We start from the raw sequence: 25,550 nt of genomic DNA, 5'->3' as shown, positions 1-25,550 counted from the left end.
AAAAATAAGGGTTATTGCTTTATACTTATTATTACATCAAATGGGATTACAGGAAACCGGTCCCCGCTTTGGTGGAAAACTTCAGACGAGGAGGGATTGCTAATGGAGCATTTCGACCACTTGTATGACGAATCAGAAAACGCGAAGGTACGTTTTCTCGGATTCGCCTCAGAGGGAAGTCGGCATGACTTCGGTATTGTCTATACTCACAAGTTTTACGGGAAGCCACTGGTCATCTGTATGCAAACCGGGCAATCGACACTCCTTTGTTCGGAGGATGCCGTGAATCCAGGTTATCTGCAAAAGATTTTTCGCCTCGATTCTGCGAGCGAAGCCGAAGCTCTCGCTCAGTTTTTCCAAGAATATTTACCTACTATATCCTTTGAAGACAACCAGTATTAGGTAGCGAGCAGAAGTTTTTCTTCTGCTCGTTTGTTTTATTTGCTGACCCGGGGGAGAGGAAAATCTATGTACAAACATAAATGGCCTGCTGTCGCACCAAAAGCGGCAGTCGTCCTGGTTCACGGGACGGGAGAACATCACGGGAGGTATGCGCATGTTGCCCGCTACCTGAATGAACAGGGATGGGATGTGTATACAGGCGATTTGCCGGGATGCGGCCAATCGCCGGGAAAAAGGGGACATATCTCCTCGTTCTCCCAGTACATCGATACTGTGCATCAATGGACAAACGAAGCGTTGGAACAGTCAGATGGCCGTCCGGTCTTTTTAATGGGGCATAGCCTTGGAGGATTGATCGTCACAAGATATGCCCAAACACAAGCAGCCGCCGAAAAACTTAGCGGCATCATTTTGACTTCACCTTGTATGGAGCTCGTGCTGAAGGTTCCCGAGTGGAAAAAAAGCTTAGCCAAGGTGCTGGATCGCATCTGGCCGTCCCTGGCCTTGCCCAATGGTATATCGCCGGACATGGTCTCACGGGATGTGAAAGTGCAGGATCTATACAAGCGGGATCCCCTTAACTATCACAAGGTAAGTGTACGCTGGTTCGAGGAACTGCATCGAGCCATGAAACTGGCTTGGGAGGAGGCGGACAAGCTTGATTTGCCCGTGCTGATCCTTCAGGCGGGAGACGATCAGCTAGTGGATGCTCAGGCTGTGGAGCGTTTTGCGGACCGAATCCAAGCTGAGAAGGAGTTTCATCTCTTCCCACATCTTCGTCACGAAGTGCTGAATGAACCTGAAAAACAGCAGGTGTTGGAGAGAATGGTTCAATGGATGCAGAAAAACACTAATATGACATACTAATTACTAAAAAATGTGTAGAATTACCGTATTGACTCTAATTAGAGTGACATATTAATATAGATATAACATCTTAATCGGAGAAATACGAATTCACACTGCCAACGGCAAGGTGATGACGGAGGGGACCAGGATGGGGACAATCGTTTGTCAAACTTGCGGTTCGATCATTGAGCATTTTGAAAGCAATCAAGTGAAAACGCTTTATGCGATTTGTGATTGCGAAGGATGTTTGAGACAAAATCAGGAGGAAAGAACCTAATACAGAAATGTCAGGGCTCATGGAGTCCTGTTTTTTTTGACAAGCTTTTGTCGATGGGGGATAATAAAGAAGAGAGATAATTGCTGTAAAAGGAGGAATATTTTCATGAAGCGAAAACCCATCCAGGGTTTGTTGGCAGCAGTGATGCTCGTCGGCACCCTGTGGGGCGGGACGCCAGCACTAGCCAGCAGCGTTGGAACCGAAGTGAAGATTAACTCGGGACAACCGGCAGTTTCCAAGACGGGATTCGACATTTCGAATAATTATGCAGTGTGGATCGCTGAAGGTGAAAAGGCAGTCACCCTTTATGATTTGAAGAAGGGGACAGAGACGAAAATCGGTGATAATAAGTCCAGCAAAGCGAATCCAAAGGTAGACGGAAATTACGTCGTATGGACTGATTCTCGCCACGGAAATTCGGATGTGTATCTCTACGATATTTCCAATGACGAGGAAATACGGATTACCTCAAAGTCCACCGCTGGCTCCGATGTGGAAATCGCCGGTAAATATATTGTCTGGACGGATAATCGTCACAGTGGAACAGATATCTATCTGTACAATATCAACACCGAGGAAGAGACCCGCGTATCCACTAGCGGCAAAGCAAGCAAGCCAAGTGTAAGCCCCAATTACGTAGCGTGGGAAGACAGACGCAACGGCAATTCCGATATTTTCTACTACGATATCGCGGAAGAAACAGAATACGAGGCGGATGTGAGCAGTGGACAGCAGGTCAATCCTGTCATTGACGATGATGTGATCTTGTATGAAAGTCCACGTGGCGAACAACTGTACAAGTTTTCTATCGATTCTGGAAGAGCAAAAAAAGTGACCTCTGATTCCAGTGCAAAAACGACTCCACATCTGTATGAGGATACATACATATTCGCGAGCAACAACAGTCTCATGCTAGGAGATATTGACAAGAGCTCTACAGAACGGATTGCTACCCGCATTTATTCCAAGTTGCAACCGCGAATTTACGGCGATATGGTTCTTTTCGCCCGTACGGACAGCGAGGGCAAAGTGCGATTGAGCCTGTATGACCTCGACGAAGAAGAAGAGATAGAGATTGGCGGCATCGCAGGGGAACCTTCCTCGCCTGATGGTTCCGATCGCTATGTCGTGTACCTTTCCACTTCTAAAAGGACTTCTACTGTGGTCCTCTACGATGTAGAGAAGGGTTCAAGCACAGCGATCACTGATGAGGATGCCGATCCGATCAGACCACTGGTAAGCGATCGATTCGCAGTCTGGTATGACAAGAGCTCGAAGGCTCTAGTGGCATATGATATCCGCAAGGGCAAAGTGAAGAAGGTAACGGATAAATCCGTAAAACCGTCCAGAGAATATTATGAACTGGATGGCAATAACCTGCTCTGGGTAAACGAAGACCGCAGAAATGAACTGGTGGTGACCAATCTTTCAACGGACGAAGAAGAGGATATTACTCGTTTGGGTAAAGATCCATTGAGCCTGGATATTTACGGGGATTATATCACATGGGTATTGGAAGACAATCGAGACAAGGCGACTGTATACTTGTATGATCGCGATATTAATCGGGAAACCAAGATCGTTTCGGGCGTACAAGTAGAAAAAGCATCGATCGGCGACAATTTTGTCGTATGGAGTGAATACACTTCTGGCAGAGATGCTTCATGGGATTTGTTCTATTATGATATTAAGCGTGGCAAAGTAAATCCCGTGACCAGATGGAACAATGGCGACCAACTAGATCCGCAGGCTTCCCGCAGCATGGTTCTTTACTATGACAACCGTTTGTCGCCGAAGCCAAAAGATTTCTACTATGAGCTGTATGACATCGATAAGGATTCTTTCAGCAAGCACTACTGGAAAGATGAAGCGAAGATGGATGAGCCTCGCATAGGCGGAAATCGCGTCGTATGGATTGATGAGCGTGATGGTGATCCGTATGTCTATACCATGGCATTCGCGAGTGCTCGTGAAGACGACGATGACGATGATGACGGAGACGATGACAATGGCGGCATCGATCACGGCGATTATGTAGAATATCCATTCTTGGCAGCTTTGGAAGGGGATGTATTCTTCGACATCCTGGATCAGTTTGATTACGATCAAATCGAGTTCGTTGTGTTCCCAGGAACCAAAAAAGAGAAGTCGGTCTCCTTCCTAGCGGCGCTTGATGATGCAGATCTCTTGTTCGATTTGCTGGATGAGGCAGATATGAGCGACATCTTCGTTCGCGCCTACAAATAAGAGTCAGACCGGATTGAAAAAAGAGCAGGTTGTGGGACCTATAATCCCCCAAACCTGCTCTTTTTCTTTCTATCCAGAAATTGCCGTTTGCCGCTTGACGACCTTGATCGTCTTCAAGGATTCATCCTCCGGTCCCTGGACAGGAAGACCGACGCGAATGTTCTCCTGGATGTAGGCGATGTTTTCTTCGGTAATCACTTCGCCCGGCAGGAAGATCGGAATCCCGGGCGGATACACCATGATAAATTCAGTGATGACCCGGCCGGCCGCTTCGGTCAAAGGAATCGTTTCTGTCGGCGCATAGAAGGCATCTCGCGGCGTTGACGACAATACTGGAATTTCGGGAAGAGAGATCGTCGGCTGTTCCTCCGCCTGTACGTGAGCAAATTCGACTGCGAGATCACGCAAGGCATTGACGAGGATCTGGATCGTTTCTTCGGAATCCCCAGCCGTCACAAAGCAAAGGATGTTGTAAAGATCGCTCATTTCCACTTCGATCTGGTATTTGTCCCGCAGCCAATTCTCTACCTCCCATCCGGTAATCCCCAAGTCGCGTACATGAATCAAAAGCTTCGTAGGGTCCATTGCATAAGTGGCAGGCTTGCCGAGAATTTCACGCCCCACACAATAAATTCGCGGGATCTCGTTAATCATCTCTCTGGCTTTTTCTGCGAGCTGCATCGCTCGCTCCGTCATTTGACGACCGTTCAAACTCAAGTGCTGGCGGGCCATATCCAGAGAGGCGAGCAGGATATAAGAAGTAGAAGTGGTGGTCAGCATGCTCAGGACGGTTTTTACCCGGTCCACATCGACCAAACCTTCCCGTACATTGAGAATCGAAGTCTGCGTCAACGAGCCCCCCAGCTTGTGGACGCTGGTCGCAGCCATATCTGCGCCTGCTTGCATGGCGGAAATCGGGAGATCCTCATGAAAAGCAATATGCACGCCGTGCGCTTCATCCACCAACACAGGGATTTCATAGTTGTGCGCAGTCCGGACGATTTCCCGCAGGTTGCCGGCAATACCGAAGTAGGTCGGGTTGATCACCAGTAGGGCGGCAGCATCGGGATGTGCCTCCAACGCTTTTTGCACGGATTTAACCGTGATGCCATGTGAAATCCCGAGTTTTTCGTCCATCACAGGGTGAATGAAGATTGGATACGCGCCTGCAAAAATAATCGCGGACATGATGGATTTATGCACGTTGCGCGGCACGATAATTTTGTCTCCAGGGCTGCAGGTCGCCATGATCATCGCCATGATGGCACCGCTTGTCCCTTGTACGGAAAAAAATGTATGGTCAGCGCCGAAAGCCTCGGCGGCCAATTCTTGTGCTTCTTTGATCATCGCCTTCGGATGATGGAGGTCATCGAGTGGCGCGATATTGATCAGGTCAATCGAGAGAGCGTTCTCGCCGATGAATTCGCGAAAAGCGGGATTCATGCCCATGCCCTTCTTGTGGCCCGGAATATGGAATTGAATCGGGTTCCGGTTGGCATGCTCCAACAACCCGCTGAACAAAGGTGTTTTCATTTGTCTCACTACGATCGCCTCGCTTTACAAATCAAGAATAGAAGGGGGGGAAAAACAAACAAATTGAGTATAGCAAAAAAGGGGGGGAAAGCAAGCGAATTTTTATTCATAAATCCCATGGCGGCAGGAGTTCGCAGCAGCTGCCGAGAATTTTACCTCCAAATGGGGTGATAGGCATTGAAAACAAGAGTTACTGAGCTTTTGAAGATCAAATATCCGGTCGTCCAGGGCGGTCTTGCCTACCTGGCCTATGCAGATCTGGCAGCAGCCGTTTCGAATGCGGGTGGACTTGGACAAATCACAGCCATGTCTTTGCCATCGGAAGCTGCGCTGCGCGAGGAAATCCGCAAAGTCAAATCGATGACCGACCAGCCCTTTGGCGTCAATTTTGCCATCGGGCAGTACAACCGTTCCTATGAAGGGATGGTGGATGTCGCACTCGAAGAAGGGGTCAAAGTCATTTCGGTAACTGGTGGCAATCCCGAGCCTCTGATTCGCAGGCTGGATGGACACGATGTGAAAAAACTCGTTCTTGTCGCTTCTGTCCGCCAAGCACAAAAAGCAGAGGCCATCGGTGCTGACGCCGTCATGGCAGTGGGGCAGGAGGGCGGTGGGCACCTGGGGCGTGATGACATTGGCACCTTTGTTTTGATTCCCCGTGTCGTGGATTCAGTCAAGATTCCGGTTCTGGCCAGCGGCGGGATCGGGGATGGAAGGGGCATTCTTGCTGCTTTGGCACTGGGCGCTGAAGGTGTCGAAATGGGCACCCGATTTATTGCTACGAAGGAGTGCGTTCACGCCCATTCTGCCTACAAAGAGGCGATTCTGAAAGCCACCGAGCAGGACACCGCTGTGATCAAGCGAACTCTGGGGGCACCTGCACGCGTCATCCGGACAGAAGGAGCTGATCATATCCTGCAGATGGAAAAGGAAGGCGCAGGATACGAGCAATTGAAACCATTTATCAGTGGTGAAAACAATCGCACCTTTATTTATGAAGGAAATGCACAAAAAGGCTTCGGCTGGGCAGGTCAGGTGATTGGCCTGATCGAGGATGTCCCGCATGTCCAGGAGTTGTTCGACCGTATGTTTCAGGAAGTGGAGAGAACGTACGATCGCTTGCATGAATATCGCAGCAAGTAATGGCAAGGAATCTCGTTCGCCCGCGCCTTAAAGGTGATGTGACCCTTATTGTGCGCAGAACCTCGACATCTGAGACGAAACGAAACAAAAAAAGAACAGGCACATGCTTTTTGAAAGAAAGCGGACCTGTTCTTTTGCATATATTTTTTCATACGGGGAGAGATGGTTCTGTGGTTGGCTGAGCGATGCGGTACAGCTTGGTCAATATGGCGAACGTCTCATCCAAGCGGGCCAGCAATGCTGTTCCGTCTGTCAGAATGGGGTCGTGACGATCAATATTGATTCCGCAAAGGATTTCCGCTTTTTTCACCGTTGCCAGCCTGTCTACGAGTTTTCTGATTCCTTCTTTGCCTAACTCGGCCGAAGAAGTGCTCGTCGGCTGCATGTGGTCTGGGGACCAGCGGAAATGATCGGGTACGAAAGACAAAATTTCCTCCAGATGGGTCCGCATGGCTTCACTTACCTGGCCCTTTGCTGGAGATTCGTAGATCACTGCATACCAGACGAAAAGATGCGTTCCCCACAAACCTACTTGAAAATGCGGGTGTTTTTTATATCCGCGCTTGTCAGCTGCCCAGGCGACCCAGGTATCATTAGGCGGGTTCACTGTTCGGCGGGCATGCTTGGCTACGTGAGAAAACATCTCATTGCCTGTCGCCACGGAAAGGGAAGGAGCGAAGTGCTGGCCGAGTGCTTCCAGCTTCGGTCGTATAATCGTTTTGATGGCCTCCATTCGGGCATCCAGACCCTCTATGGAGAAAACGTCAAAATCTTCTTGCGTAAATCCGGAAATAACGGACATGTTTCACACCTCAATTCAGACAATCTTGCGCGGCCTGTTCCGGGAAGAAAAGGGCGCGCTTCCCTGTCAAGGGAGCTTGGAATCCTCCATATAATATCATACCAAACAGCAAAAAAATACATGCCGGGAAATGAATAGCAATACAGCCGTCGGAATAATATGATATACCACTCACTCCCTTACCAGGGCCCTTTTTATCTGAGTATTCTGCGATTGGGAGGGGCCTGAATGCATCTGGACCACGAACTGGAGTATTTTAATTTGGTTGTTTGGCTGAATCGAAAAACGCTGTATGCCATGTTGCAGGCCCTGGTGGAAGTCGGGGTGGGCGTCTCGTGGAGGGAATCCCCAGAGAAGTTTCACCTCACCGTGAACACCACTGACGGTAGAACCGAATGGATCATGGAAAGGCTGAACGGTTCCTACAGACTTCATTTGGCTGGTGTGCCCGTGCAGGATACGCGGGTCGCGATGGTCCTGTACCGTTTTGTCGAACAGGTGAAAGGGCATGCAGTTGTCAAAGTTTGTGTCGATGACGACAAGGTATTGATGAAGTACATTCGGTTTGGCGAAGCCGTCAGAATAGTGGAAATCAAAGGAGCTGAGAAAAAAGTGATCTACGAAAAATCGTGCAATGTGACCATGGATCAGGTGATTGCTGCCTTGAAGAGAAAAGACTCGGAAGAACGAATTCCGGTGTTGCGCATGGAGCTGGATTATGAATTGGCGACCTTGTACGACGCGATGACTCATGAGGATCAATCGCAAATGAAACGTTCGACAGAGCGCTTGAAACAGCTTCGGAGGGAAATGTTGTTGCTTGAATTATAGGCGGAACTGGAGGATGTCATAAGGACGATGAGCTTGACACACATGTATATGGAATAAAAAAAGCGACAACTCATGATGAGGGTGTCGCTTTTTTTGATTCCTGAAACGGAACCGTTTTCCGGTATGCCCGTCCAGCTTCCCGCACATGATATTTGAACCAAAGACTTGGTGGATGTACAATAGAGGAAGCATTTCAACAAGCTTGTCTGAAGCAAGGAAGAAAGGAAGAGTACGTTTCATGGAATACCTCCTATCGCAGGCCCCCGTGCAGCTACTGTTGTTGGGCTCCCTGATCCTGTTCGTGATTTTGCTGTTTTTCATGATTTTGCAATCCGTTCGGATCAGCAGGCTGCGCAAGTCAATGAACCGGCTTCTTGCAGGGACGAATGGAACCAATCTGGAAGAAGGCCTGCACCGGATGCTGAATTCGCTTGACGAAGTGAAAAAATTGCAAAGCGACCAGCAATTCATCATCAACCGTCTATCACAGCGTATAGCTTCCCAATGCAGCAATGTAGCTATCGTGCGTTACAACGCCTTTCAAGAGACGGGTAGCGATCTGAGCTTTTCGATCGCCATTATCGATGACGCGAAAAATGGCGTTGTCATCACCAGTATTTTTGGACGTGAAGAATCCCGGGTGTACGCCAAGCCATTGAAAGGCGGAGAATCGGAGTACGCTCTTTCTGATGAGGAAGAAGCAGCGATTCGCAAAGCGTTGAACTCGCAAATAGGAGCATAATTCCAAGCAATTCCAATGAAACGATAAGAATAGAGGAGCATGAGAGAGTTGTTTCCTTCTCCCTCCGGTTAAATCCGGATATTCCGTCTTTTTGCGAAAATTCATGGAGTATTTGCTCAAGACTTTTTATTCGTGATGATGTATAATGGATTTGTCAAGGATGGCTGTTTCGAAATACAAAAAGTAGGTGATCCGCCTTCAATACCCAAATCGATTCTCGATTACCGGGGCAAGCGCAAGGCCAGGTTCTACAACGTTCCTTCGTTGACACTTAGCGTCTCTCCTCATGTTTGGAAGCTGATGCGGTCGTTTGGACCACGCAAACCAAAAGAATTGAGGAGATAGTATGGCACAGCGTTTAGCAACCAATTACGCCAAGGCCTATTTTACGATGAGTGAGGAAGAGTTGGCACAATTTGTCTCACTCTTCGCCAATGAACATGTTTCAGTCGATGTCAAAGTATGCGACAACGGAGATCGCGACGTTATTCTGAGTGATAGAAGCGGAGAGATTCAATTGAATTTCCTTCGCACAGGCAATCGCTACTGCTGCGACAGCTCGTATCTTATACGAGATCGCCAGCTTGCGGAAGCGATGCGCAAAGCCATGAAGACGTTCCGCGGCCAAGGGATCGTTCACCGCATCTATGATGGCTTCACGATGGTGTACCACTACGATCAAGGATCGGTGGTCAGCATTCGGGAGCTAACCGGTGACGAAGAATTGTCCGTCTTTGAAAATACTGCGAGCTATGTATCCCAGGAACTGGAGCAGCTTTTCCAGCAAATGGGCAGTGAGCAGGAGATAGAGTCGATTCGTCAAGAAACCGACCGTTGGCTGGATCTGCGAAATTGGGCGAGAAGATCTGCCCCGGAGAAGCTGACTGCAATTGATGAGCGACTTTCCGCATTGTCGAAACGATTATTTGAACTAGAAGTGTAATGATAAAAAATGGGCGCGCCAGGTGCAGCGTCCATTTTTCGTGTTTTGGCAGGTTTTCATTATTGTTCTAAAAAATAGGGTATTGTCAAATAGGCATAAGCATGTTATGTTTGTTTTCGTTGGAAACAGGATTAGGAACCAGGATTCACTTTAAAGGGTGGATAACAAGAGAGAAACCGCCCCCGTTAGTGAATGACGCAGGTCCTAGCGATGTTTAACATTACACTTGCTAGGAAGGGGGAACCGAAAGATGGAATACTCGACTTTCGGAAGACACGTTGCTGTTGACACATGGGGAGTTCAGTTTGACTTGTTGAACGACGCAGAATTTTTGAAAAAGGAAATGATTGAGGCTGCTGAGGCGTCAGGCGCTACGGTGCTGAGCGTACAATCCAAGCAGTTTTCTCCTCAAGGTGCTACCGTTCTGGTTCTTCTCTCGGAAAGCCACCTGTCCATTCATACCTATCCAGAGCGCGGCTTTGCTGCTTTGGATTGCTACACTTGTGGTGAGACTGTAGATCCACAGGTTGCCATTGACTATCTCGTATCGGTATTGAAACCGGAAAAAACCTACGCGAAGAAGCTGGTTCGCGGTACAGGTGAATTGCAAGTAGTCGAGCCTGAAATGAAAGTGGCTGAAATGGCAAGCAAGTAACCCATTGAGTAAGTATTCAAGAGGTGCGGAACTTTGTCCGCACCTCTTTTACGTCAAAACCTGCTGTTGCAAGAAGTTTACTCTCGGCTCATCTTCGGTCCCGTACCAAGATCGTTGAGCATGACGGAGAAATTGTGTACGAGCGAGCTCTGACCGGCAAGAGGATGCACGGGAGCGTTGTTCGCGCGGTGGGTGGCTTCTCGGTAGATGGCTGCGTTCATCGCGCGCAGACGGGCAAACATGTCAGGATCTGCTGTCACGTGGATGCGCAGGCTGGGAGTGGTAGCCCTTGCTGCGGAGTGTACTTGCTGTTCGACGACCCTGATCTGCGGTTGGGCGAGGTTGTCACGTGTGACAATCCCGACAATGGCATCCGAACCGTGGACGACCGCACTTGTGCGAATGACGCCGGGCACATCATTGGCTGCTCTGGACAAAAGCTCTGCCTGGTGCTGGTTGAAGCCATTGGATGTGAAGCCCTTGCGATAGTTCTTTTCGTTTGTATCATGGACAGTCGCTCGATAATCGTGGGCAATGCTGCCAAAACGATTAGCCTGATACGGATCTTGTACATTTTGCGTTTTGGCTCCGTTTTGGGCTTCCTGTCCGGATTGGCGCCCCGGCGCACTGCAACCGAGAAGAGAAGTGGCCAGAAGAAAACTGCTGATGGCAATAGGCCAGTACTTGTTCAAAAGGGATCACCTCGTGCTTAGTATGGCAAGAAGAAGTCCCTTTACTCAGCTGGTCAAGCCGTTAAAACTACCCATTGTGCCGAGTTTCACGAACTGTTAATATGAAAGGTATGCAAAATAGAGGAGGTACACATGAAGCGTCTTGACACACGCAACATTGCCATTATTGCCCACGTTGACCACGGGAAAACTACACTGGTCGACAAGCTCTTGATTCAATCAGGTACGTTCCGCAGCAACCAGCACGTAGAAGAGAGAATGATGGACTCGAATGACTTGGAACGGGAACGCGGGATCACCATTTTGGCGAAGACCACTTCCGTCAAATATAAAGACTTCACCATCAACATTTTGGACACACCGGGTCACGCGGACTTCGGCGGTGAAGTAGAGCGGATCATGAGCATGGTGGATGGCGTTCTGTTGATCGTCGATGCCTTTGAGGGCTGTATGCCGCAAACCCGTTTTGTGCTGAAAAAGGCATTGGAAGCAAACGTGACTCCAATCGTGGTAGTAAACAAGGTGGACCGTGACAACGCGCGTCCGCAAGAAGTCATTAATGAAGTGTACGACCTGTTCATCGACTTGGATGCGACAGAGGAACAATTGGAATTCCCGATTGTCTACGCATCCGGTCTGCAAGGAATTGCAGGTCTGGAACCGGATAAACTGGAAGGCGACCTGCGTCCGCTCTTTGACGCGATCATTGAGCATATGCCAGCCCCTGATGCCGACGAATCGGCTCCGCTGCAAATGCAGGTAACGATGCTGGATTATAACGACTTTTTGGGTCGCATCGGGATCGGTCGCATCTATCGTGGAACCATGAACGTAAATGAAATGGTTTCCGTTACCAAACGCGACGGGTCTGTAAGTAAAGTGCGGATTCAAAAGCTGTTCGGCTTCTCCGGTTTGCAACGTGTTGAGCAAAAGACAGCTAAAGCAGGTGACATCGTCGCTATCGCAGGTATCGATGACATCAACGTGGGCGAAACCGTCTGCCATATCGATCATCCGGACGCTTTGCCATTGCTGAAAATTGATGAGCCGACCCTGCAAATGACGTTTTTGGTCAACAACAGCCCATTTGCCGGACGGGAAGGGAAGCACGTTACTTCTCGCAAGCTGCGCGATCGTCTGATGGCGGAGCTGGAGACGGATGTATCTCTTCGTGTGGAGGAAACAGATTCACCAGATGCGTTCATCGTATCTGGACGCGGCGAATTGCATCTGTCTATCCTGGTGGAAAATATGCGTCGCGAGGGCTTTGAACTGGCCGTATCCAAGCCAGAGGTAATCATCCGCATGATTGACGGTCAAAAAATGGAGCCTGCCGAGATGCTGGTCATCGACGTTCCGGAAGAGTACACGGGAGCTGTGATGGAGACATTGGGTTATCGCAAGGCCGAGATGGTCAACATGGTCAACAATGGATTTGGCCAGGTGCGTCTCGAATTCATCATTCCATCTCGTGGCTTGATCGGGTACAGCACAGAGTTCCTGACGATTACCCGCGGTTACGGGATTATGAACCATTCGTTTGACAGCTATCGTCCATTGGTGCAAGGAGCAGTCGGCGGCCGTCACGCAGGTGTATTGATCTCCCATGAGACCGGAACAGCGACCACGTATGGCCTGATGTCCGTGGAGGATCGCGGCATTATGTTCATTCATCCAGGTACAGAGGTCTATGAAGGTATGATCGTTGGCGAGCACAACCGCGACAACGACCTGACTGTGAACGTATGTAAGGAAAAGCATGCGACCAACGTCCGCTCTGCGACCAAGGATGAGACTGTGAAGATGAAGACACCGCGCATCCTGACGCTCGAGGAAGCACTGGAATACTTGAATGATGATGAACTGTGCGAGGTAACACCGCAATCCGTTCGTCTGCGCAAAAAATACCTGAACAAATCCGATCGCGAGCGCTACGAAAAGCAAAAACGCTGGGAAGCGCAGCCACAAGCATAAGCTACAAACAAGAAATGGGGCTGTTCCTGAGTGAACTGTCCCCGTCAAGTAGACAGTACAATATAAGATAATCCGTTAAGCGGCCTTGCTCCCGAACTTCATGGGACTAAGGCCGTTTTGTTGTGCCTGTAAGCGCTCGAATGATCTAAAGTTAAGTAAAATATTCCCGAAACTCAACTTGACAATTTACTACACCGCGTAGTAAATTGTAATCACTACACTTTGTAGTAATTGAATCATTATGGACGCATAATGATAAGTCGAGGTGTACACCCGTGAAAAATGTTCAAAAGTTGTCTGATACTGAAATGGAATTAATGGAGGTGATTTGGGAATGTGACCCACCTGTCACATCGACCGAATTACTGGGTATTTTCAGTCAAAGAGGCAAAGAGTGGAAGGCACAAACAATTTCCACCTTCCTGTCGAGGCTGGTGGACAAAGGAGCGCTGGAAGCTACAAGGCATGGCCGAACGAACAAGTATGCTCCCATCCTCTCACCGAAAGATTACAAACTGGCGGAGACGCAACATGTACTGGACGGATTATACCAAGGATCGGTCAAAAACTTAATCGCTGCCTTGTATGACGGCGACAAGCTTTCGGATGAAGACATTGCAGAGTTGAAGCAATGGTTTTCGGAAAAGTAGGTGCAGGCAATGAGTAAACTTCTGGAAATGCTTGTTTCCCTTTCCGTTGCGGGAAGCGCCGTTGTGATCTGCATTCTCCTGTTGCGGTTCATTTCGCCAGTCGTCTTCCCGGCGAAATGGCGATATGCAATTGGAAAAATGGCAATCGGGTTTTATCTATTGCCCGTAGCCCTTGTTATGCAAACAACAACCGTTCCGATATCCGCACTCCCTTCGAGCATACAACAAACACAGTCCAATCTAACCATAGTGGCCAGTCCGGAACTGAATCTTTCTGCTGATGTAGCCCTCTTCTTTCTGAGTATTTGGGGCACAGGAGCATTCGCTTTTGCCGTATGGCAGGTCTATTGTTATCGCAGGTTCATGAAGAAATTACAGCAAACACGTTTGCCCGTACCGGATAACAGCGAAGCAGCCGAACAGCTAAGGTGGGTGAAGGAAGCTTTCAGCATAAAAAGCAACGTCCTACTCGCGTATAGCTCAGCGATCCGGAGTCCTGCTCTTGTCGGGCTATGGAAACCGACCATTTATCTCCCTATGGAGACTGCAGCAAAAGTGGACTTGGGCATGGTGTTTCGTCACGAGTTGATCCATCTGAAGCGAAAAGACTTATGGATCAAGGCGCTCACGCTGGGAGCAAGTGCCTTGCATTGGTTTAATCCTTTCGTTCACATTCTCCAAAAAGAGATCCATATGTGGTGCGAGCTGTCCTGTGACGAAGAAGTGGTAAAAGAAATGTCCTATGCCGAACGAAAGCGCTATGGTGAAACGATCCTGAACGTGATGGCAGGTTCGAGAGGGATTCCGGTTCGCTTCTGCGCTTCCTTATCCTCCGACGCAAAGCAATTGAAAAGGAGATTAAACATGATACTGAATGTTCAAAGGCTGAAAAAGAAAACAGTAATGATTGCGATTGCGGCAGTCATTGCCATTGGAACAATCGGTGCATCGACAGCCGTCTGGGCAGCACAGAAAACTCCCGAGGTCAAAGATGCTGGCGATTCTATCCTATATCATGGCGTACAATACCTGAAATTCAGTGCTCTTACGCCCGATGATCAAAAATTCGTAATCGAAGAAGGATTAGGGGCAGCCGTATACGTTCTTGAAGGATATGAACACCCGGTATTTTCTGACGAGCTCACACACGAAGAACAAGCGCGGGTCACGATAGAGGAGGGGTATTTTTCACCTGCGAGCATAGCCAGATTAAAAGAATTCCGTGAGAAATTCCCCCGTGGGGTATCCGTTACTATAACACATCAAGAAGACCCGTCAATTCCTCCTGGAACTTCCCTGACGATAAGGAGTTTGACTCCCGAAGAAAGTGCTGTATTTAAGAAAAGGGAGGAGGAAGCAAAATCAGGGGGATCAAGTAACGATCAAAAATGATGTTGCGACAAAAGCACTGCCCGAAGGCAGTGCTTTTTGGGGTTATAGATTATTAAATGGGAGGCCAATGCTCCCCCCTACAGCAATGCTTCAATTTCCGCTGTCAATTCTTCCGGCTGCGTCCGAGCACCAATCCGTTTGACGATTTTCCCGTCACGATCGATCAGGAATTTGGCAAAATTCCATTCAATCTCCTGTTCTTCACCTGGTGCATGGGCTTTCAAATATTGATAGAGGGGATGCGCATTCTCGCCATTCACCTCAATTTTGGCGTAAAGCGGAAAGGTGACACCGTAATTGGCTTCGCAAAAATGGACGATCTCCTCTTCACTGCCCGGTTCTTGTCCGGCGAATTGGTTGCACGGAAAGCCCAGCACGACAAAGCCTTGCTCCCCATAGCGATCATACAGGGCTTGCAGGCCTTTGTACTGGGGTGTCAATCCGCATTTGCTCGCGGTATTGACAATGAGTAGAACCTTCCCTTTGTACCCCTCCAACGTGGTTTCTTCTCCCGCGATGGTCTTGACGGCAAACTCGTAAAGACTCATTCGATTCCCACCTTTTCCTTGTGATAGAGACATCATAGCACGTGGGTGGAAGCGCTCGCCAGCATGCAGAAATATTGCATCGGGAGTTTTGACAGGGCTTACGGCACCTGATAAAGTGAAAAGGATAGATCACGATGTAGGAGTGAACCCAGATTGAAGATCGGATGCCATATTAGTGTCGGAAAAGGCTTGGAAAAAGCTGTTCTGAACGCGATAGAATTGGGTGCTGAGTCCTTGCAGGTGTTTACCAAAAACCCGAGAGGACTTCGCCCGAAGAAAGTAGATTACAAGGATGCGGCCAAAGGCGTCGAGCTTTTGCAAAAGCATGATCTCACCTTGGTCTGCCATACTCCTTATATCACCAATCTCTCTACACCCAAGGAAGACCTGCAGGAAGTGACGATTCGCTCCATTCTGGAAGATCTGCATATTGCTGAAAGCTATGGCGCTGTCGGGGCAGTCGTTCACTGCGGCAAGCACGTGGGCGAAGGGGAGGAATACGGGATCAAACGCATGGTCGAGACACTGGACATGATTTTGTCCCAATACGAAGGCTCTGTAAAGCTGCTGTTGGAAAATACGGCTGGGCAAGGTTCCGAGCTTGGATTGACCATTCCGGCGTTGATGGAGATTCGCGGCGCCACCCGCTACCCGGAAAAAATCGGCTTCTGCTTTGATACATGCCACTCCTTTGCGGCTGGCCAGTGGCAGTTGGAGACGTTTGATCAATTGACGGAGCAGATGAAAGAGACAGGCTACCTCGAGCACCTGGTAGCGATTCACTTCAATGACAGTAAAGCTCCGTTTGCCAGTCAAAAAGACCGCCATGAGAAGATCGGCAAGGGAGAAATCGGCAGTGAAGCGCTGGCGAAGTTTTTGGTCTCTCCTCTGTTTGATCATCTGCCGGTCGTATTGGAAACGCCTGTGGAAGATGAAAAGGAATATGCTGAAGAAATGGTCTACCTGCATGGCTTGCGTGAAATTGGCTTGTCCCAGGTGAAACAGGAGGGATAAGTCAATGGATTGGCTCGTGCTCGCATCTACCTATTACCCTGCAAATCCGGAACAGTTGTCTGCTTATGAAAGCTTTCGGGTAATGGTAGACCATAATCGGACATGGATTATTTTCGTAGAACTGATTTTGGTGTATTATATGGGGTTTGCCACACGGATTCGCATGCCGATTTTAAAGACAATTCTGCTGCTCATCTTCTTGTTTGCCGGCTCGTTGATTTTTGCTATTTTGGATACGGGACTCCCGGTAAAAAGCTCTTTGATGGTCGCCATCGCGATTCTCGTCATTGTAAAAGTGAGAATTAAACCAAACACCAACCAGAGAGGGTAGGGGGAGTGTAGATGAAGCGGGAAGACGCCCTGTTTAATTGGCTGCAAATTCAAGTCGTAGCCGAGGCCAGGCCAGATGACAAGTCTGCCTTTGATACCGCTGCTTTTTTTCGCGAAGTCTTGCGTGAGGATCATGGGATCGAAGACTTGGCATATCGACGGGAAGGGGACTGGTACGTCCTGACAGATAAGACGAAGACCGAAGCTTCAGAATCCAGATACCCTGCGGAAGCCGTAGATGCCCTGTTGGTTGCCATTGAAAATGAACCCCGTTATCAAGCATGATTGTTCGGGAAGCCCATAAACTCCTTCCAGCTCCGATGCTGGCGGGAGTTTTTATTTCCTTCAAAATGTTTCTGGTCTTGTCAATAAGCCAAGTTTTTCTTATGTTCCTGCAACCTTTCTGTCATGCGTCCCGTCAGTAACTGTGCCCAGGGTGAGGTTAGATAAAGGGATAGAGACATGAAGGAGGAACATCTATGAAAAAAGTGTTGACCAGACCCGTCGTGGCCGTCATGACGACAGCCGTATTGATTGGCGGGGTGACGCCCTTATTGGCGAATGCCAGTGTGGAGGCGACTTCAGGAAACCCCAAAATATCAGTAGGTACGATCACAGCCACTCCACTCGAGAACAAGGGAGCAGTAGCCGCTGCTGTTAAGACATCCAATCAGCCGGCACAGCTAACGGCTTCTCGGGAATTGACTCCTTCGGCGACCAAAGTCGTCATGAATGACGAAGGGAAAAAAATTACCCGCTACAATCTGCGCGAATTGGCCTTGAATGACCCTGATACCCTGCAAATTTTACTGAAGCAGCAAGCAGAACATCTGTACATTATCGTAGATGAGCTGGATCTGGATACTCATCTGCAAACGTTTATGCAAGACCATCCAGAAGAATGGATACGCATTTATCAGGAGCACTATCGTGATATTTGGCTGGAAGTTCGTTTCTTGGAAGATCAGGAGATCGTCAGCGTAGATGCTGAGACAAGAGACAACAAGGTTTACATAAAAGGGGTTGTTTCACCCGATGTAACCAAAGTGATCATCACCAAGCCGAATGGGGACACCATCTCTGTCGTGCCTTCCAGTGAGCATACGTTTACAGTAAGCTTCACCTGGGACGCAAGCATGAAGGACGAGTACGCTATTGTGAAAGCCTATGCAGACAGCAAAATGGTAGATAGCAAGAATGTCAAACTGATTGCACAAGAAGCAGAAAACCTTCTCATGCAAGTGCAATCTGTCTTGGATGCCAAGAAATCTGAGTTGAAGTTGCGCGGCATCGTGATGCTTCCTGCCGATAAAGTTACTGTTACCTACAACGGCGAGAAGAAATCAGTGAAGGTGCAAAAGCTTTGGGATGGCGTAGGCAGCTTCAATGCTACTCTAAAAGACGTAGCGGCAGGCAAAGGAAAGGCATTGGTAGAAGTCTACGATGGAGACAAAAAGCTTGAATCCACGTATGTAGATGTTCAAGTAATCAATGAAAAAGACAAACCGGAAACGGGAAAATATACACTCACGGGTACAGCCTCCCTTTTTGCCAATGAAAAGAACCTCAAGGTAAACGGGACCATCTCAGGCTGGGACAAAAAGCAAAAGAATGTGAGCCTGGTCATTGTGGCGCCGAATGGTGAAAAGAAAGTCGTCCATCCAAATGCGCACGGCCAATTTACCCATACGATCTCGCATAAAGGAAACAAGAATGCCTTTGACGGAAAATCCGTTCAACTGCAGCTCTATGTAGACGGCAAACTGGTTCTGGAGAAGGAGCTTGAGTATACCCAGGAAGCTTGGAATGACAAGCAGAAGCAACCACAGGGGAATGCTTACGGGTATTGGAAAAACAAGGACAAAAAATCAAAGAAAAAAGATGATAACGACGACGATGACGATGACGAAGAAGATGAGGATTAAGCCTGTCAGACTTACCGATAGGATTCAATGTAATCGATAATCTGTCTAATGTAGTCTCCGATGATCGGGATCGAGAGAAATTGGGAGAGCAGCGAACCGAATAAAGCCAATACGATCGCCGTTCCGATCGTCAAACCAAGCCCCCGGGCAAGACCTGCTAGGAAATTCGTCCAAAGCAGCTTGCGCGGGGCTGTGTAATTTTGGATCACATCAGCAAGGCGGACATCTTCGAGAAACATGGCGATTTTGTCCATCCTTTCATTCAGCTTGCGAACCTCCGCGATCTCCTGCAAGAGGTCGTCGATTTGGTCCAGCAAACGTTCAGTAGGGGTCATCATTTAGCCTCCTTTTCCTTTTGATCGTACTCGTTGCGGGGAACCTGCTGGTACCTGTTGCTAGCCGCCATGCAGGGGGAGTACAATGAATGGAGATATCTTTTTCGGGAGGATACAGGCATGGCTGAAACGGTTTCCCAAACATTGTCCGAAGACTTGTTTGCGCTGTTGCAACAGGAGCGATTTGTGACACTGGCTACGATTGACCACGAGACGGGTGCGCCCTCTCTCCATTCCCTGTCCTGGGTCTACGCCGTCTCGGCACAAAAAATACTGCTCGCTATTGACAGCCGTTCCCGCATTTTGGCGAATATCGAGAAGCATCCCGAAGTGGTCATCCAACTGATCGGGGGAGGATCTTCGTATGCGCTGAACGGTCTGGCGCATGTCAAGACACAGCGAATCGAAGAAGTGCCGCTCAAGCTGGCTCTTGTGGAAATGCAAATTTATGCCGTACGGGACATCATGTTTTATGGTTCCCGAATTTCGGCAGATCCACAATATGAAAAAACATATGACAAAAAGGCGGCTACCAAGCTGGATCAGCAGGTCATGGCGGCTTTGAGAAAGGCAGAATTGACTTGAAAAAAATGGATTGACAAAAGGGCGACTATTCCGGTAGTATTAGCATCATTAACACCTACAATTACATCGTTTATTCTTCTTATCCAGAGAGGCGGAGGGACTGGCCCGATGATGCCCGGCAACCAATCACCTGTGTAGCGATATACAGGGAGATACTGGTGCTAATTCCTGCAGAGTGTTGAACTCTGACAGATAAGAAGGATTTGCTTACGGTGACGTAATCAAAGCCTTCTTTCTGAGGAAAGGGGGCTTTTTTCATGCCCTCGCAAACGATTGAGGGGAGCGGGATCAAGATGCATTTGGAGACAAAGCTGGTTCAGACAGGAGTAGGCAAGGAAGAAACAACAGGAGCGATCAATTTTCCCGTCTATTACGCGACGGCTTACCGCCATCCGGGGATTGGGGAAAGTACAGGATTCGACTATACGCGGACGGGCAATCCGACGCGTGCCGTTCTCGAAGAAGCCATCGCGGCGGCTGAATCCGGAGACAGCGGGTTTGCGTGTGCTTCCGGGATGGCAGCCATCCACACCACGATGGGCTTGTTTTCGCAAAGGGACCACATCATCGTTTCACTGGATTTATATGGCGGAACCTATCGATTATTCGAGCAAGTTCTTACCCGCTACGGGCTTTGGTTCACGTATGCAGACCTGCGGGACACGGAAGCGGTAAGGGCGGCAATCCGTCCGGAGACCAAAGCGATTTTTGTAGAGACGCCTACCAATCCACTCATGCAGATCACGGATCTGCGCGAAGTGGCTCAATTGGCAAAAGAGCATGGCTTGCTTACGATCGTGGACAACACGTTTATGACCCCTTACTTCCAACGTCCGCTGGAGCTTGGGGCAGATATTGTTCTCCACAGCGGCACCAAGTATCTCGGCGGTCACAACGATGTTCTCGCCGGCTTGATCGTGACCAAGGGCTCTGAGCTGTCGGAAAAGGTGAAATTTTTACATAACACAATTGGAGCTGTACTGGGGCCACAGGACAGTTGGCTGCTCTTGCGCGGGCTCAAAACGCTGGCGCTGCGCATGGAACGGCATCAATCCAATGCTTTTGCCGTAGCGAAGCAGCTTCTTGGGCACCCGGCTGTATCGGAGGTATTTTATCCCGGCCTACCCGAGCATCCTGGTCATCAGACACACAGCTCCCAAGCGAGCGGCTTCAGCGGCATGGTCTCTTTTCGCGTCAGGTCCGCTGATCAGGTTCCTGTGTTCCTGCAAAATCTCAAGCTGATCTCCTTTGCGGAAAGCCTCGGCGGTGTCGAATCGCTGTGTACCTATCCGGCAACCCAAACCCACGCAGATATCCCGCAAGAGATACGCGAATATGTAGGGGTATGTGATCGGTTGCTGCGGTTGTCGGTCGGCATCGAGCATCCCGACGATCTGGCTGCTGATGTGACACAGGCTTTGGATGCCAGTCTCGTCACAGGGGGGCAGCTGCGATGAACTTTGCTACGAAAGCCTTGCACGGCGTCTCTTGTTTTGATCCAGTAACCGGGGCCTCTTCGGTTCCGATCTATCAGGCTTCGACCTTCCATCAGGCCGATCTCGATGCGCCCGGTCTGTATGATTACGCGCGCTCAGGAAATCCGACCAGGCATGCTCTGGAGGAGGCCATTGCTGTACTGGAGGGCGGGACCAGAGGATTTGCTTTTGCTTCCGGGATGGCAGCGATCTCCAGCGTCTTCATGCTGTTCTCGGCAGGAGATCACATCGTTGTGGCAGAGGATGTATATGGCGGGACGTTTCGCTTCTTGACCCAAGTGCTGTCGCGGATGGGGATCGAAGTGACCTTTGTAGATACCACTTGCACTCATGCGGTGGAGAACGCCATTAAGCCTGGGACAAAAGGGATTTACCTGGAGACACCCTCCAACCCTACCTTGAAAGTGACGGATCTCGCAGCGGTTTGTCGAATCGCCAAAAAGCATGATCTGTTGGTCATGGTGGATAACACGTTCATGACGCCGTATTATCAAAAACCGCTGGAACTTGGGGCTGATGTCGTCATTCATAGTGCGACCAAATTTATCGGAGGCCACAGCGATGTGATAGCCGGTCTGGCTGTCACGAAAGACGAAGCCTTAGGGAAACAGCTTTATTTCATCCAAAACGGTATGGGAGCCATTCTTGGGGCGCAGGACAGCTGGCTGGTGATGAGAGGGCTGAAGACACTCAAAGCGCGACTGGATGTCAGCTCGAGATCGGCAGAGACCATTGCGCAATGGCTTTCCCAGCATCCGGCGGTGAGCCGCGTCTATTATACGGGCCTGTGTACGCATGCAGGACACGATGTACAAACGAGTCAAGCCAGTGGACACGGCGCTGTTCTCTCGTTTGACGTAGGCAGCCGGGAGCGGGCCAAAGCCGTGTTTGATCGGGTCAAACTGCCGATCGTGGCGGTCAGCCTCGGTGCTGTAGAAACCATTCTCTCCTATCCTGCTGCGATGTCTCATGCAGCGATGCCGCCAGAGGAAAGAAAGAAGCGGGGAATAACGGATGGGTTGATCAGACTGTCTGCCGGATTGGAGGACACGGAGGATTTGCTGCAGGATCTGGCGCAGGCGCTCGACAGCTTGCATGAACTTCGCATCCCTGACGACAAAAAGACATTCTCCCGGGTTTAACCCCGGGGAATGTCTTTTTTGTCTTTTACGGACTTGTCTTGCGGTTGACGTTGATCTTGTCATTTCCTTGTGGCTTTGACCTGCCGTCGTTGTTGATACGCTGTTCGTTCTCCCTGGAAGGCTTTTGTTCACGCTTTTGTACCCGTGCCGGGGTCTGCGGGATGATCCGCCCGACGATATCCGCCATTTCCTCTGCGAAGCCGCTGACAGGGCGTCCGTTCCGGATGTCAGCTCCCATCTCGCGAAGTCGCTGCACAATGTCTGGGTCTGCTGTCACCAAGGCGGTAGCTCCTTGAGGATCTTCCTTCAATGCCTCGGCGACGGAGTATTTGATCACGCCTACTTGAGGTCGATCCAGATGGGCGTTGACATCAATCCCGACAACAGCATACTTACCGACAACGACAGCGGTAGCTCCATTTACCTTGGGGACACGCTTTGCCAGTTCAACCAGGCGATCAGCGGTAGCTTGCGCCGATTGGTTTTTTACAGGTCCAGGGTTTGTCTGCTGGACACGCTGGGTTTTGGGGGCGTTTTGATTCTGCTTGGGTGCTGCCTGGTTCGCTGGAGGCTTATTGCCAGTGGTTGTGCAGGCTGAGAGCAAGAGACAGATGCTGATAGTTGTGATAACGCTCCGTTTCACATACATTCTCCTTTACTGGTATACCTTCCAAGGAGGGCAGGGTTTAGGTGTATTGTGTTCGCTTGCGACGGTTTTCATTCTGTTTGGTCCAAGACTATCTGCGAAAAGAAGCACATAGACTGTAATACATCAGGCCTCTACAACAGCGCATCCCTCCAAAAATTGCATAGGGTATATAAGATGGGTAATAGGAGGCGAGATTTTGAAGAAAATCTACGTACTGGACACCAACGTACTCCTGCAAGATCCTCGGGCGATGTTTTCCTTCGCTGACAACGAAATCATCATACCCGCTGTAGTGTTGGAAGAGATTGATTCCAAGAAGCGCTATATGGATGAAATTGGGAGGAACGCCCGCTATGTCTCGCGTCTTCTGGACAGCTTTCGCGAGCATGGCCATCTGCACACCGGTATTACCCTCGAGACGGGTGGATTGTTTCGCGTCGAATTGAACCATTCATCCCTGCACAAGCTGCAAAAACAATTTACGGAAATGACCAATGACAATCGGATTTTAGCTGTAGCACTAAATTTACAGGAGGAGGAAAATCTCTCTCCCCAACCGCGGCCGGTCATTCTCGTCAGCAAGGATGCCCTGATGCGTGTGAAAGCCGATGCCCTGAATCTGACGGCAGAGGATTTTTTGTCTGACCGGGTAGTGGGTGAATTTTCCAGCCTGTACACGGGTTATCAAAAAATGCTGGTCTCGTCCGAAGTCATTGCATCCTATTACGCGACCCGCAAGCTGCATTTACCCATCTGTTTTCCGCGCCACCGCTTCCATCCGCATCAATTTCTGATCTTGAAAGACGAACTGAACCCGTCCATCTCCGCGATCGGGAAGGTGGACACCGAAGGAAAGACACTGGAAATGCTGGTTTCAGACGAAGACCCGATCTGGGGGATTCGGGCGAGGAATGTTCAGCAGCGCATGGCGACCGAATTGCTGCTACGAGATGATATTCCATTAGTAACCATGACAGGAAAGGCAGGTACAGGAAAAACATTGCTGGCTCTGGCAGCTGGATTGCTGCAAATCGAGGATCAGCAAAAATATAAAAAGTTGTTGGTGGCAAGACCGATTGTCCCTTTAGGAAAAGATATCGGCTATCTGCCAGGCGAAAAGGAAGAGAAGCTGAGGCCGTGGATGCAGCCGATTTATGATAATTTGGAGTATTTGTTCAACACAAAGCGTCCCGGAGATCTCGATAAAATTCTCGCCGGAATGGGCAGTTTGCAAGTGGAGGCCTTGACCTATATCCGCGGCCGTTCCATACCCGAGCAGTTTATCATTATCGATGAGGCGCAAAACCTGACCAAGCATGAAGTCAAGACGATTCTGACTAGGGTAGGGGATGGATCCAAAATCGTCCTGATGGGGGATCCCCAGCAGATTGACCACCCCTATCTCGACGAGAGCAATAACGGATTGACGTATGTTGTAGAGGTATTCAAAGATCAGAAGCTGGCGGGTCATATCCGGCTGGAAAAAGGGGAGCGAAGCGTGCTCGCACAGCTTGCAGCGGATTTATTGTAAAAGACGCGCATAATGGCAAAAGAACGGAACATACTAGTTATTGTCGAGCCCGATGGTTCATGATTAAACCGGTGCAAACCTTTTAGGAGGCGAAGAGCCGTGGATAACCATGATCAAGCAGACGACGAAAGTCGGATTGGCGGAAACCGAATTCTTTAGGTAACTTTGCTCTAACATGGAGGTTGAAGTGCCAAAGAGAATAACCGGAATACCCCAGAAAAGCATATCGGGCTCGACAAGGACCGCTCCCAATTTGGGAGCGGTTTGTTCTTTCTCGCTATTCTGTTTTTCGTCCCGCGCCCATAGACTTGTACCAGGGAGGGGACTGTTATGGTTACCTTGGATTCATCTATCGCATTTCTCATTTATATCACCGCCGTATCCAGTGCTGCGGCAGGGGTGACAGAGGCGTGCAAGTCGGTCATCCCGTTCCTTACTACGGATTATGAGCCGCAGGACGATTGCTGGGAGGATCACAACGAGGCGGCTCGCTTTATGAACTACAAGCGTTTTTTCAATCTGCTGATCTCCGTCGTTGCCGCCGGGTTTATATTTGGTGCGATTGGACTAGATCCTGCCAAAATTCTGCTGGGTGACGAGATCGCCTATGTCGAAAATCCCTGGAAAGTAGGGACCTGGATGTGGGGAATCATCGCTGTGTTCGGCTCCCCGTTCTTTGCCTCTATCCTGAAAATTCTGGAGGGGTTGAAGAAGCAGGTGGAGACGGACCGCCCGCCAAATCGACCTCGAAGAAAGGTAACGGGACCCCGGGATCAAAAATAGTGACTCTTGCCCCATGTGTGCACGTGGGGTAAGATAGCCTTGTACAGACGGACAGGAGAAGGGGCGCGACAAAGGGAAGG

Annotated in this window: 28 protein-coding genes and 1 riboswitch; of the genes, 21 read left to right on the top strand and 7 right to left on the bottom strand. The window is 49.5% G+C overall.

Features of this window, described 5'->3' with window-relative positions; all coding sequences use genetic code 11:
* The first annotated feature begins 102 nt into the window (after positions 1-102).
* The 4 genes from T458_RS44060 (at position 103) to T458_RS44050 (ending at position 3,775) form a co-directional block, all read left to right on the top strand.
* On the top strand, positions 103-402 hold the full coding sequence (locus T458_RS44060) for a DUF3055 domain-containing protein (RefSeq protein WP_023557479.1): 300 nt from the start codon (positions 103-105) through the stop codon (positions 400-402).
* A 66-nt stretch (positions 403-468) separates the two neighbouring features.
* Positions 469-1,269 carry an alpha/beta hydrolase gene (locus tag T458_RS44055; protein WP_023557478.1) on the top strand — a complete coding sequence of 267 codons (801 nt, stop codon included), beginning with the start codon at positions 469-471 and terminating at the stop codon, positions 1,267-1,269.
* A gap of 130 nt (positions 1,270-1,399) precedes the next feature.
* Positions 1,400-1,528 (top strand): GapA-binding peptide SR1P, encoded by a 129-nt coding sequence (locus tag T458_RS56550; protein WP_023557477.1) that lies wholly within the window; start codon positions 1,400-1,402, stop codon positions 1,526-1,528.
* A gap of 105 nt (positions 1,529-1,633) precedes the next feature.
* A complete protein-coding gene (locus T458_RS44050) occupies positions 1,634-3,775 on the top strand; it encodes a hypothetical protein (protein ID WP_023557476.1) in 2,142 nt (713 codons plus the stop codon).
* A 69-nt stretch (positions 3,776-3,844) separates the two neighbouring features.
* Here T458_RS44050 and T458_RS44045 read toward each other — a convergent pair whose 3' ends face one another.
* A complete protein-coding gene (locus T458_RS44045; RefSeq protein ID WP_023557475.1) occupies positions 3,845-5,317 on the bottom strand; it encodes an aminotransferase class I/II-fold pyridoxal phosphate-dependent enzyme in 1,473 nt (490 codons plus the stop codon).
* Between the two features lie 168 nt (positions 5,318-5,485).
* Here T458_RS44045 and T458_RS44040 point away from each other — a divergent pair, with 168 nt between their 5' ends.
* Positions 5,486-6,451, top strand: a complete 966-nt coding sequence (locus T458_RS44040; protein ID WP_023557474.1) for an NAD(P)H-dependent flavin oxidoreductase — start codon at positions 5,486-5,488, stop codon at positions 6,449-6,451.
* Between the two features lie 148 nt (positions 6,452-6,599).
* Here the strand turns inward: T458_RS44040 and T458_RS44035 are convergent, their stop codons facing one another.
* Positions 6,600-7,253 carry a YktB family protein gene (locus tag T458_RS44035; RefSeq protein ID WP_023557473.1) on the bottom strand — a complete coding sequence of 218 codons (654 nt, stop codon included), beginning with the start codon at positions 7,251-7,253 and terminating at the stop codon, positions 6,600-6,602.
* 228 nt (positions 7,254-7,481) lie between these two features.
* On the opposite strand from T458_RS44035, the gene T458_RS44030 reads away from it, so the two are divergent.
* The gene (locus T458_RS44030) at positions 7,482-8,084 is read left to right on the top strand and encodes a hypothetical protein (RefSeq protein WP_023557472.1); all 603 of its coding nucleotides are present in this window, start codon (positions 7,482-7,484) and stop codon (positions 8,082-8,084) included.
* Here T458_RS44030 and T458_RS57470 read toward each other — a convergent pair.
* Positions 8,079-8,324, bottom strand: coding sequence for a hypothetical protein (locus T458_RS57470; RefSeq protein ID WP_023557471.1), 246 nt, complete (start codon positions 8,322-8,324; stop codon positions 8,079-8,081). The two genes, T458_RS44030 and T458_RS57470, sit on opposite strands and share 6 nt — an antisense overlap.
* Here T458_RS57470 and T458_RS44020 point away from each other — a divergent pair.
* The 3 genes from T458_RS44020 (at position 8,323) to speD (ending at position 10,424) form a co-directional block, all read left to right on the top strand.
* Entirely contained in the window at positions 8,323-8,826 is a 504-nt protein-coding gene (locus T458_RS44020) for a DUF4446 family protein (RefSeq protein WP_023557470.1), read from the top strand. The genes T458_RS57470 and T458_RS44020 overlap by 2 nt on opposite strands.
* Positions 8,827-9,172: 346 nt before the next feature.
* Positions 9,173-9,769: a hypothetical protein gene (locus T458_RS44015; protein WP_023557469.1), complete on the top strand. Its 597-nt coding sequence runs from the start codon at positions 9,173-9,175 to the stop codon at positions 9,767-9,769.
* A gap of 250 nt (positions 9,770-10,019) precedes the next feature.
* On the top strand, positions 10,020-10,424 hold the full coding sequence (speD, locus tag T458_RS44010; RefSeq protein ID WP_023557468.1) for an adenosylmethionine decarboxylase: 405 nt from the start codon (positions 10,020-10,022) through the stop codon (positions 10,422-10,424).
* A 77-nt stretch (positions 10,425-10,501) separates the two neighbouring features.
* Here the strand turns inward: speD and T458_RS44005 are convergent, their stop codons facing one another.
* Entirely contained in the window at positions 10,502-11,116 is a 615-nt protein-coding gene (locus T458_RS44005; protein WP_023557467.1) for a YhcN/YlaJ family sporulation lipoprotein, read from the bottom strand.
* A gap of 132 nt (positions 11,117-11,248) precedes the next feature.
* On the opposite strand from T458_RS44005, the gene typA reads away from it, so the two are divergent.
* The 3 genes from typA to T458_RS43990 all read left to right on the top strand — a co-directional run bounded on the left by typA (position 11,249) and on the right by T458_RS43990 (position 15,132).
* Complete coding sequence (gene typA, locus T458_RS44000; RefSeq protein WP_023557466.1) at positions 11,249-13,090, top strand: translational GTPase TypA; 1,842 nt, start codon at positions 11,249-11,251, stop codon at positions 13,088-13,090.
* A 275-nt stretch (positions 13,091-13,365) separates the two neighbouring features.
* The gene (locus T458_RS43995; RefSeq protein WP_023557465.1) at positions 13,366-13,740 is read left to right on the top strand and encodes a BlaI/MecI/CopY family transcriptional regulator; all 375 of its coding nucleotides are present in this window, start codon (positions 13,366-13,368) and stop codon (positions 13,738-13,740) included.
* 9 nt (positions 13,741-13,749) lie between these two features.
* Positions 13,750-15,132, top strand: coding sequence for a M56 family metallopeptidase (locus tag T458_RS43990; protein ID WP_023557464.1), 1,383 nt, complete (start codon positions 13,750-13,752; stop codon positions 15,130-15,132).
* A gap of 77 nt (positions 15,133-15,209) precedes the next feature.
* On the opposite strand, the gene T458_RS43985 is transcribed toward T458_RS43990, so the two are convergent.
* Complete coding sequence (locus T458_RS43985; RefSeq protein WP_023557463.1) at positions 15,210-15,680, bottom strand: glutathione peroxidase; 471 nt, start codon at positions 15,678-15,680, stop codon at positions 15,210-15,212.
* Between the two features lie 153 nt (positions 15,681-15,833).
* Here T458_RS43985 and T458_RS43980 point away from each other — a divergent pair, with 153 nt between their 5' ends.
* The 4 genes from T458_RS43980 (at position 15,834) to T458_RS43965 (ending at position 18,949) form a co-directional block, all read left to right on the top strand.
* A complete protein-coding gene (locus T458_RS43980) occupies positions 15,834-16,694 on the top strand; it encodes a deoxyribonuclease IV (RefSeq protein ID WP_023557462.1) in 861 nt (286 codons plus the stop codon).
* Between the two features lie 4 nt (positions 16,695-16,698).
* Entirely contained in the window at positions 16,699-17,025 is a 327-nt protein-coding gene (locus tag T458_RS43975; RefSeq protein WP_023557461.1) for a YlaH-like family protein, read from the top strand.
* 11 nt (positions 17,026-17,036) lie between these two features.
* The gene (locus tag T458_RS43970) at positions 17,037-17,309 is read left to right on the top strand and encodes a hypothetical protein (RefSeq protein ID WP_023557460.1); all 273 of its coding nucleotides are present in this window, start codon (positions 17,037-17,039) and stop codon (positions 17,307-17,309) included.
* Positions 17,310-17,503: 194 nt separating this feature from the next.
* A complete protein-coding gene (locus T458_RS43965; protein ID WP_023557459.1) occupies positions 17,504-18,949 on the top strand; it encodes a hypothetical protein in 1,446 nt (481 codons plus the stop codon).
* Between the two features lie 11 nt (positions 18,950-18,960).
* Here the strand turns inward: T458_RS43965 and T458_RS43960 are convergent, their stop codons facing one another.
* Positions 18,961-19,287, bottom strand: coding sequence for a DUF5665 domain-containing protein (locus tag T458_RS43960; protein ID WP_031305910.1), 327 nt, complete (start codon positions 19,285-19,287; stop codon positions 18,961-18,963).
* Between the two features lie 117 nt (positions 19,288-19,404).
* Between T458_RS43960 and T458_RS43955 the strand changes: the two genes are divergently transcribed.
* The 3 genes from T458_RS43955 to T458_RS43945 all read left to right on the top strand — a co-directional run bounded on the left by T458_RS43955 (position 19,405) and on the right by T458_RS43945 (position 22,507).
* The gene (locus tag T458_RS43955) at positions 19,405-19,869 is read left to right on the top strand and encodes a pyridoxamine 5'-phosphate oxidase family protein (RefSeq protein ID WP_023557457.1); all 465 of its coding nucleotides are present in this window, start codon (positions 19,405-19,407) and stop codon (positions 19,867-19,869) included.
* 76 nt (positions 19,870-19,945) lie between these two features.
* Positions 19,946-20,068: riboswitch (SAM riboswitch) on the top strand.
* 94 nt (positions 20,069-20,162) lie between these two features.
* Positions 20,163-21,326, top strand: a complete 1,164-nt coding sequence (locus tag T458_RS43950; RefSeq protein ID WP_031305909.1) for an aminotransferase class I/II-fold pyridoxal phosphate-dependent enzyme — start codon at positions 20,163-20,165, stop codon at positions 21,324-21,326.
* A complete protein-coding gene (locus T458_RS43945) occupies positions 21,323-22,507 on the top strand; it encodes a trans-sulfuration enzyme family protein (protein WP_023557455.1) in 1,185 nt (394 codons plus the stop codon). The genes T458_RS43950 and T458_RS43945 overlap by 4 nt, the downstream gene beginning before the upstream one ends.
* A gap of 25 nt (positions 22,508-22,532) precedes the next feature.
* Here the strand turns inward: T458_RS43945 and T458_RS43940 are convergent, their stop codons facing one another.
* Positions 22,533-23,156, bottom strand: a complete 624-nt coding sequence (locus T458_RS43940) for a YhcN/YlaJ family sporulation lipoprotein (RefSeq protein ID WP_031305908.1) — start codon at positions 23,154-23,156, stop codon at positions 22,533-22,535.
* A gap of 196 nt (positions 23,157-23,352) precedes the next feature.
* Between T458_RS43940 and T458_RS43935 the strand changes: the two genes are divergently transcribed.
* Together T458_RS43935 and T458_RS43930 are read left to right on the top strand one after the other, a co-directional pair.
* Positions 23,353-24,687: a PhoH family protein gene (locus tag T458_RS43935; RefSeq protein ID WP_023557453.1), complete on the top strand. Its 1,335-nt coding sequence runs from the start codon at positions 23,353-23,355 to the stop codon at positions 24,685-24,687.
* Positions 24,688-25,017: 330 nt separating this feature from the next.
* Positions 25,018-25,470, top strand: coding sequence for a hypothetical protein (locus T458_RS43930; RefSeq protein WP_023557452.1), 453 nt, complete (start codon positions 25,018-25,020; stop codon positions 25,468-25,470).
* Positions 25,471-25,550 lie beyond the last annotated feature (80 nt).

The organism is Brevibacillus panacihumi W25, from assembly GCF_000503775.1.
GTDB classification, from domain to species: Bacteria; Bacillota; Bacilli; order Brevibacillales; family Brevibacillaceae; genus Brevibacillus; species Brevibacillus panacihumi_A.
The sequence above is the reverse complement of the archived record's forward strand: the minus strand, read 5'-3'. Positions and strand labels throughout refer to the sequence as shown.

Excerpts from the sequence above, each read along its gene's own strand:
- T458_RS44060 (WP_023557479.1), top strand. The coding sequence starts at position 103 with ATGGAGCATTTCGACCACTTGTATGACGAATCAGAAAACGCGAAGGTA.
- T458_RS44055 (WP_023557478.1), top strand. The coding sequence starts at position 469 with ATGTACAAACATAAATGGCCTGCTGTCGCACCAAAAGCGGCAGTCGTC.
- T458_RS56550 (WP_023557477.1), top strand. The coding sequence starts at position 1,400 with ATGGGGACAATCGTTTGTCAAACTTGCGGTTCGATCATTGAGCATTTT.
- T458_RS44050 (WP_023557476.1), top strand. The coding sequence starts at position 1,634 with ATGAAGCGAAAACCCATCCAGGGTTTGTTGGCAGCAGTGATGCTCGTC.
- T458_RS44035 (WP_023557473.1), bottom strand. The coding sequence starts at position 7,253 with ATGTCCGTTATTTCCGGATTTACGCAAGAAGATTTTGACGTTTTCTCC.
- T458_RS44030 (WP_023557472.1), top strand. The coding sequence starts at position 7,482 with ATGCATCTGGACCACGAACTGGAGTATTTTAATTTGGTTGTTTGGCTG.
- T458_RS44020 (WP_023557470.1), top strand. The coding sequence starts at position 8,323 with ATGGAATACCTCCTATCGCAGGCCCCCGTGCAGCTACTGTTGTTGGGC.
- T458_RS57470 (WP_023557471.1), bottom strand. The coding sequence starts at position 8,324 with ATGAAACGTACTCTTCCTTTCTTCCTTGCTTCAGACAAGCTTGTTGAA.
- T458_RS44015 (WP_023557469.1), top strand. The coding sequence starts at position 9,173 with ATGGCACAGCGTTTAGCAACCAATTACGCCAAGGCCTATTTTACGATG.
- speD (WP_023557468.1), top strand. The coding sequence starts at position 10,020 with ATGGAATACTCGACTTTCGGAAGACACGTTGCTGTTGACACATGGGGA.
- typA (WP_023557466.1), top strand. The coding sequence starts at position 11,249 with ATGAAGCGTCTTGACACACGCAACATTGCCATTATTGCCCACGTTGAC.
- T458_RS43990 (WP_023557464.1), top strand. The coding sequence starts at position 13,750 with ATGAGTAAACTTCTGGAAATGCTTGTTTCCCTTTCCGTTGCGGGAAGC.
- T458_RS43985 (WP_023557463.1), bottom strand. The coding sequence starts at position 15,680 with ATGAGTCTTTACGAGTTTGCCGTCAAGACCATCGCGGGAGAAGAAACC.
- T458_RS43975 (WP_023557461.1), top strand. The coding sequence starts at position 16,699 with ATGGATTGGCTCGTGCTCGCATCTACCTATTACCCTGCAAATCCGGAA.
- T458_RS43970 (WP_023557460.1), top strand. The coding sequence starts at position 17,037 with ATGAAGCGGGAAGACGCCCTGTTTAATTGGCTGCAAATTCAAGTCGTA.
- T458_RS43965 (WP_023557459.1), top strand. The coding sequence starts at position 17,504 with ATGAAAAAAGTGTTGACCAGACCCGTCGTGGCCGTCATGACGACAGCC.
- T458_RS43960 (WP_031305910.1), bottom strand. The coding sequence starts at position 19,287 with ATGATGACCCCTACTGAACGTTTGCTGGACCAAATCGACGACCTCTTG.
- T458_RS43955 (WP_023557457.1), top strand. The coding sequence starts at position 19,405 with ATGGCTGAAACGGTTTCCCAAACATTGTCCGAAGACTTGTTTGCGCTG.
- T458_RS43950 (WP_031305909.1), top strand. The coding sequence starts at position 20,163 with ATGCATTTGGAGACAAAGCTGGTTCAGACAGGAGTAGGCAAGGAAGAA.
- T458_RS43945 (WP_023557455.1), top strand. The coding sequence starts at position 21,323 with ATGAACTTTGCTACGAAAGCCTTGCACGGCGTCTCTTGTTTTGATCCA.
- T458_RS43940 (WP_031305908.1), bottom strand. The coding sequence starts at position 23,156 with ATGTATGTGAAACGGAGCGTTATCACAACTATCAGCATCTGTCTCTTG.
- T458_RS43930 (WP_023557452.1), top strand. The coding sequence starts at position 25,018 with ATGGTTACCTTGGATTCATCTATCGCATTTCTCATTTATATCACCGCC.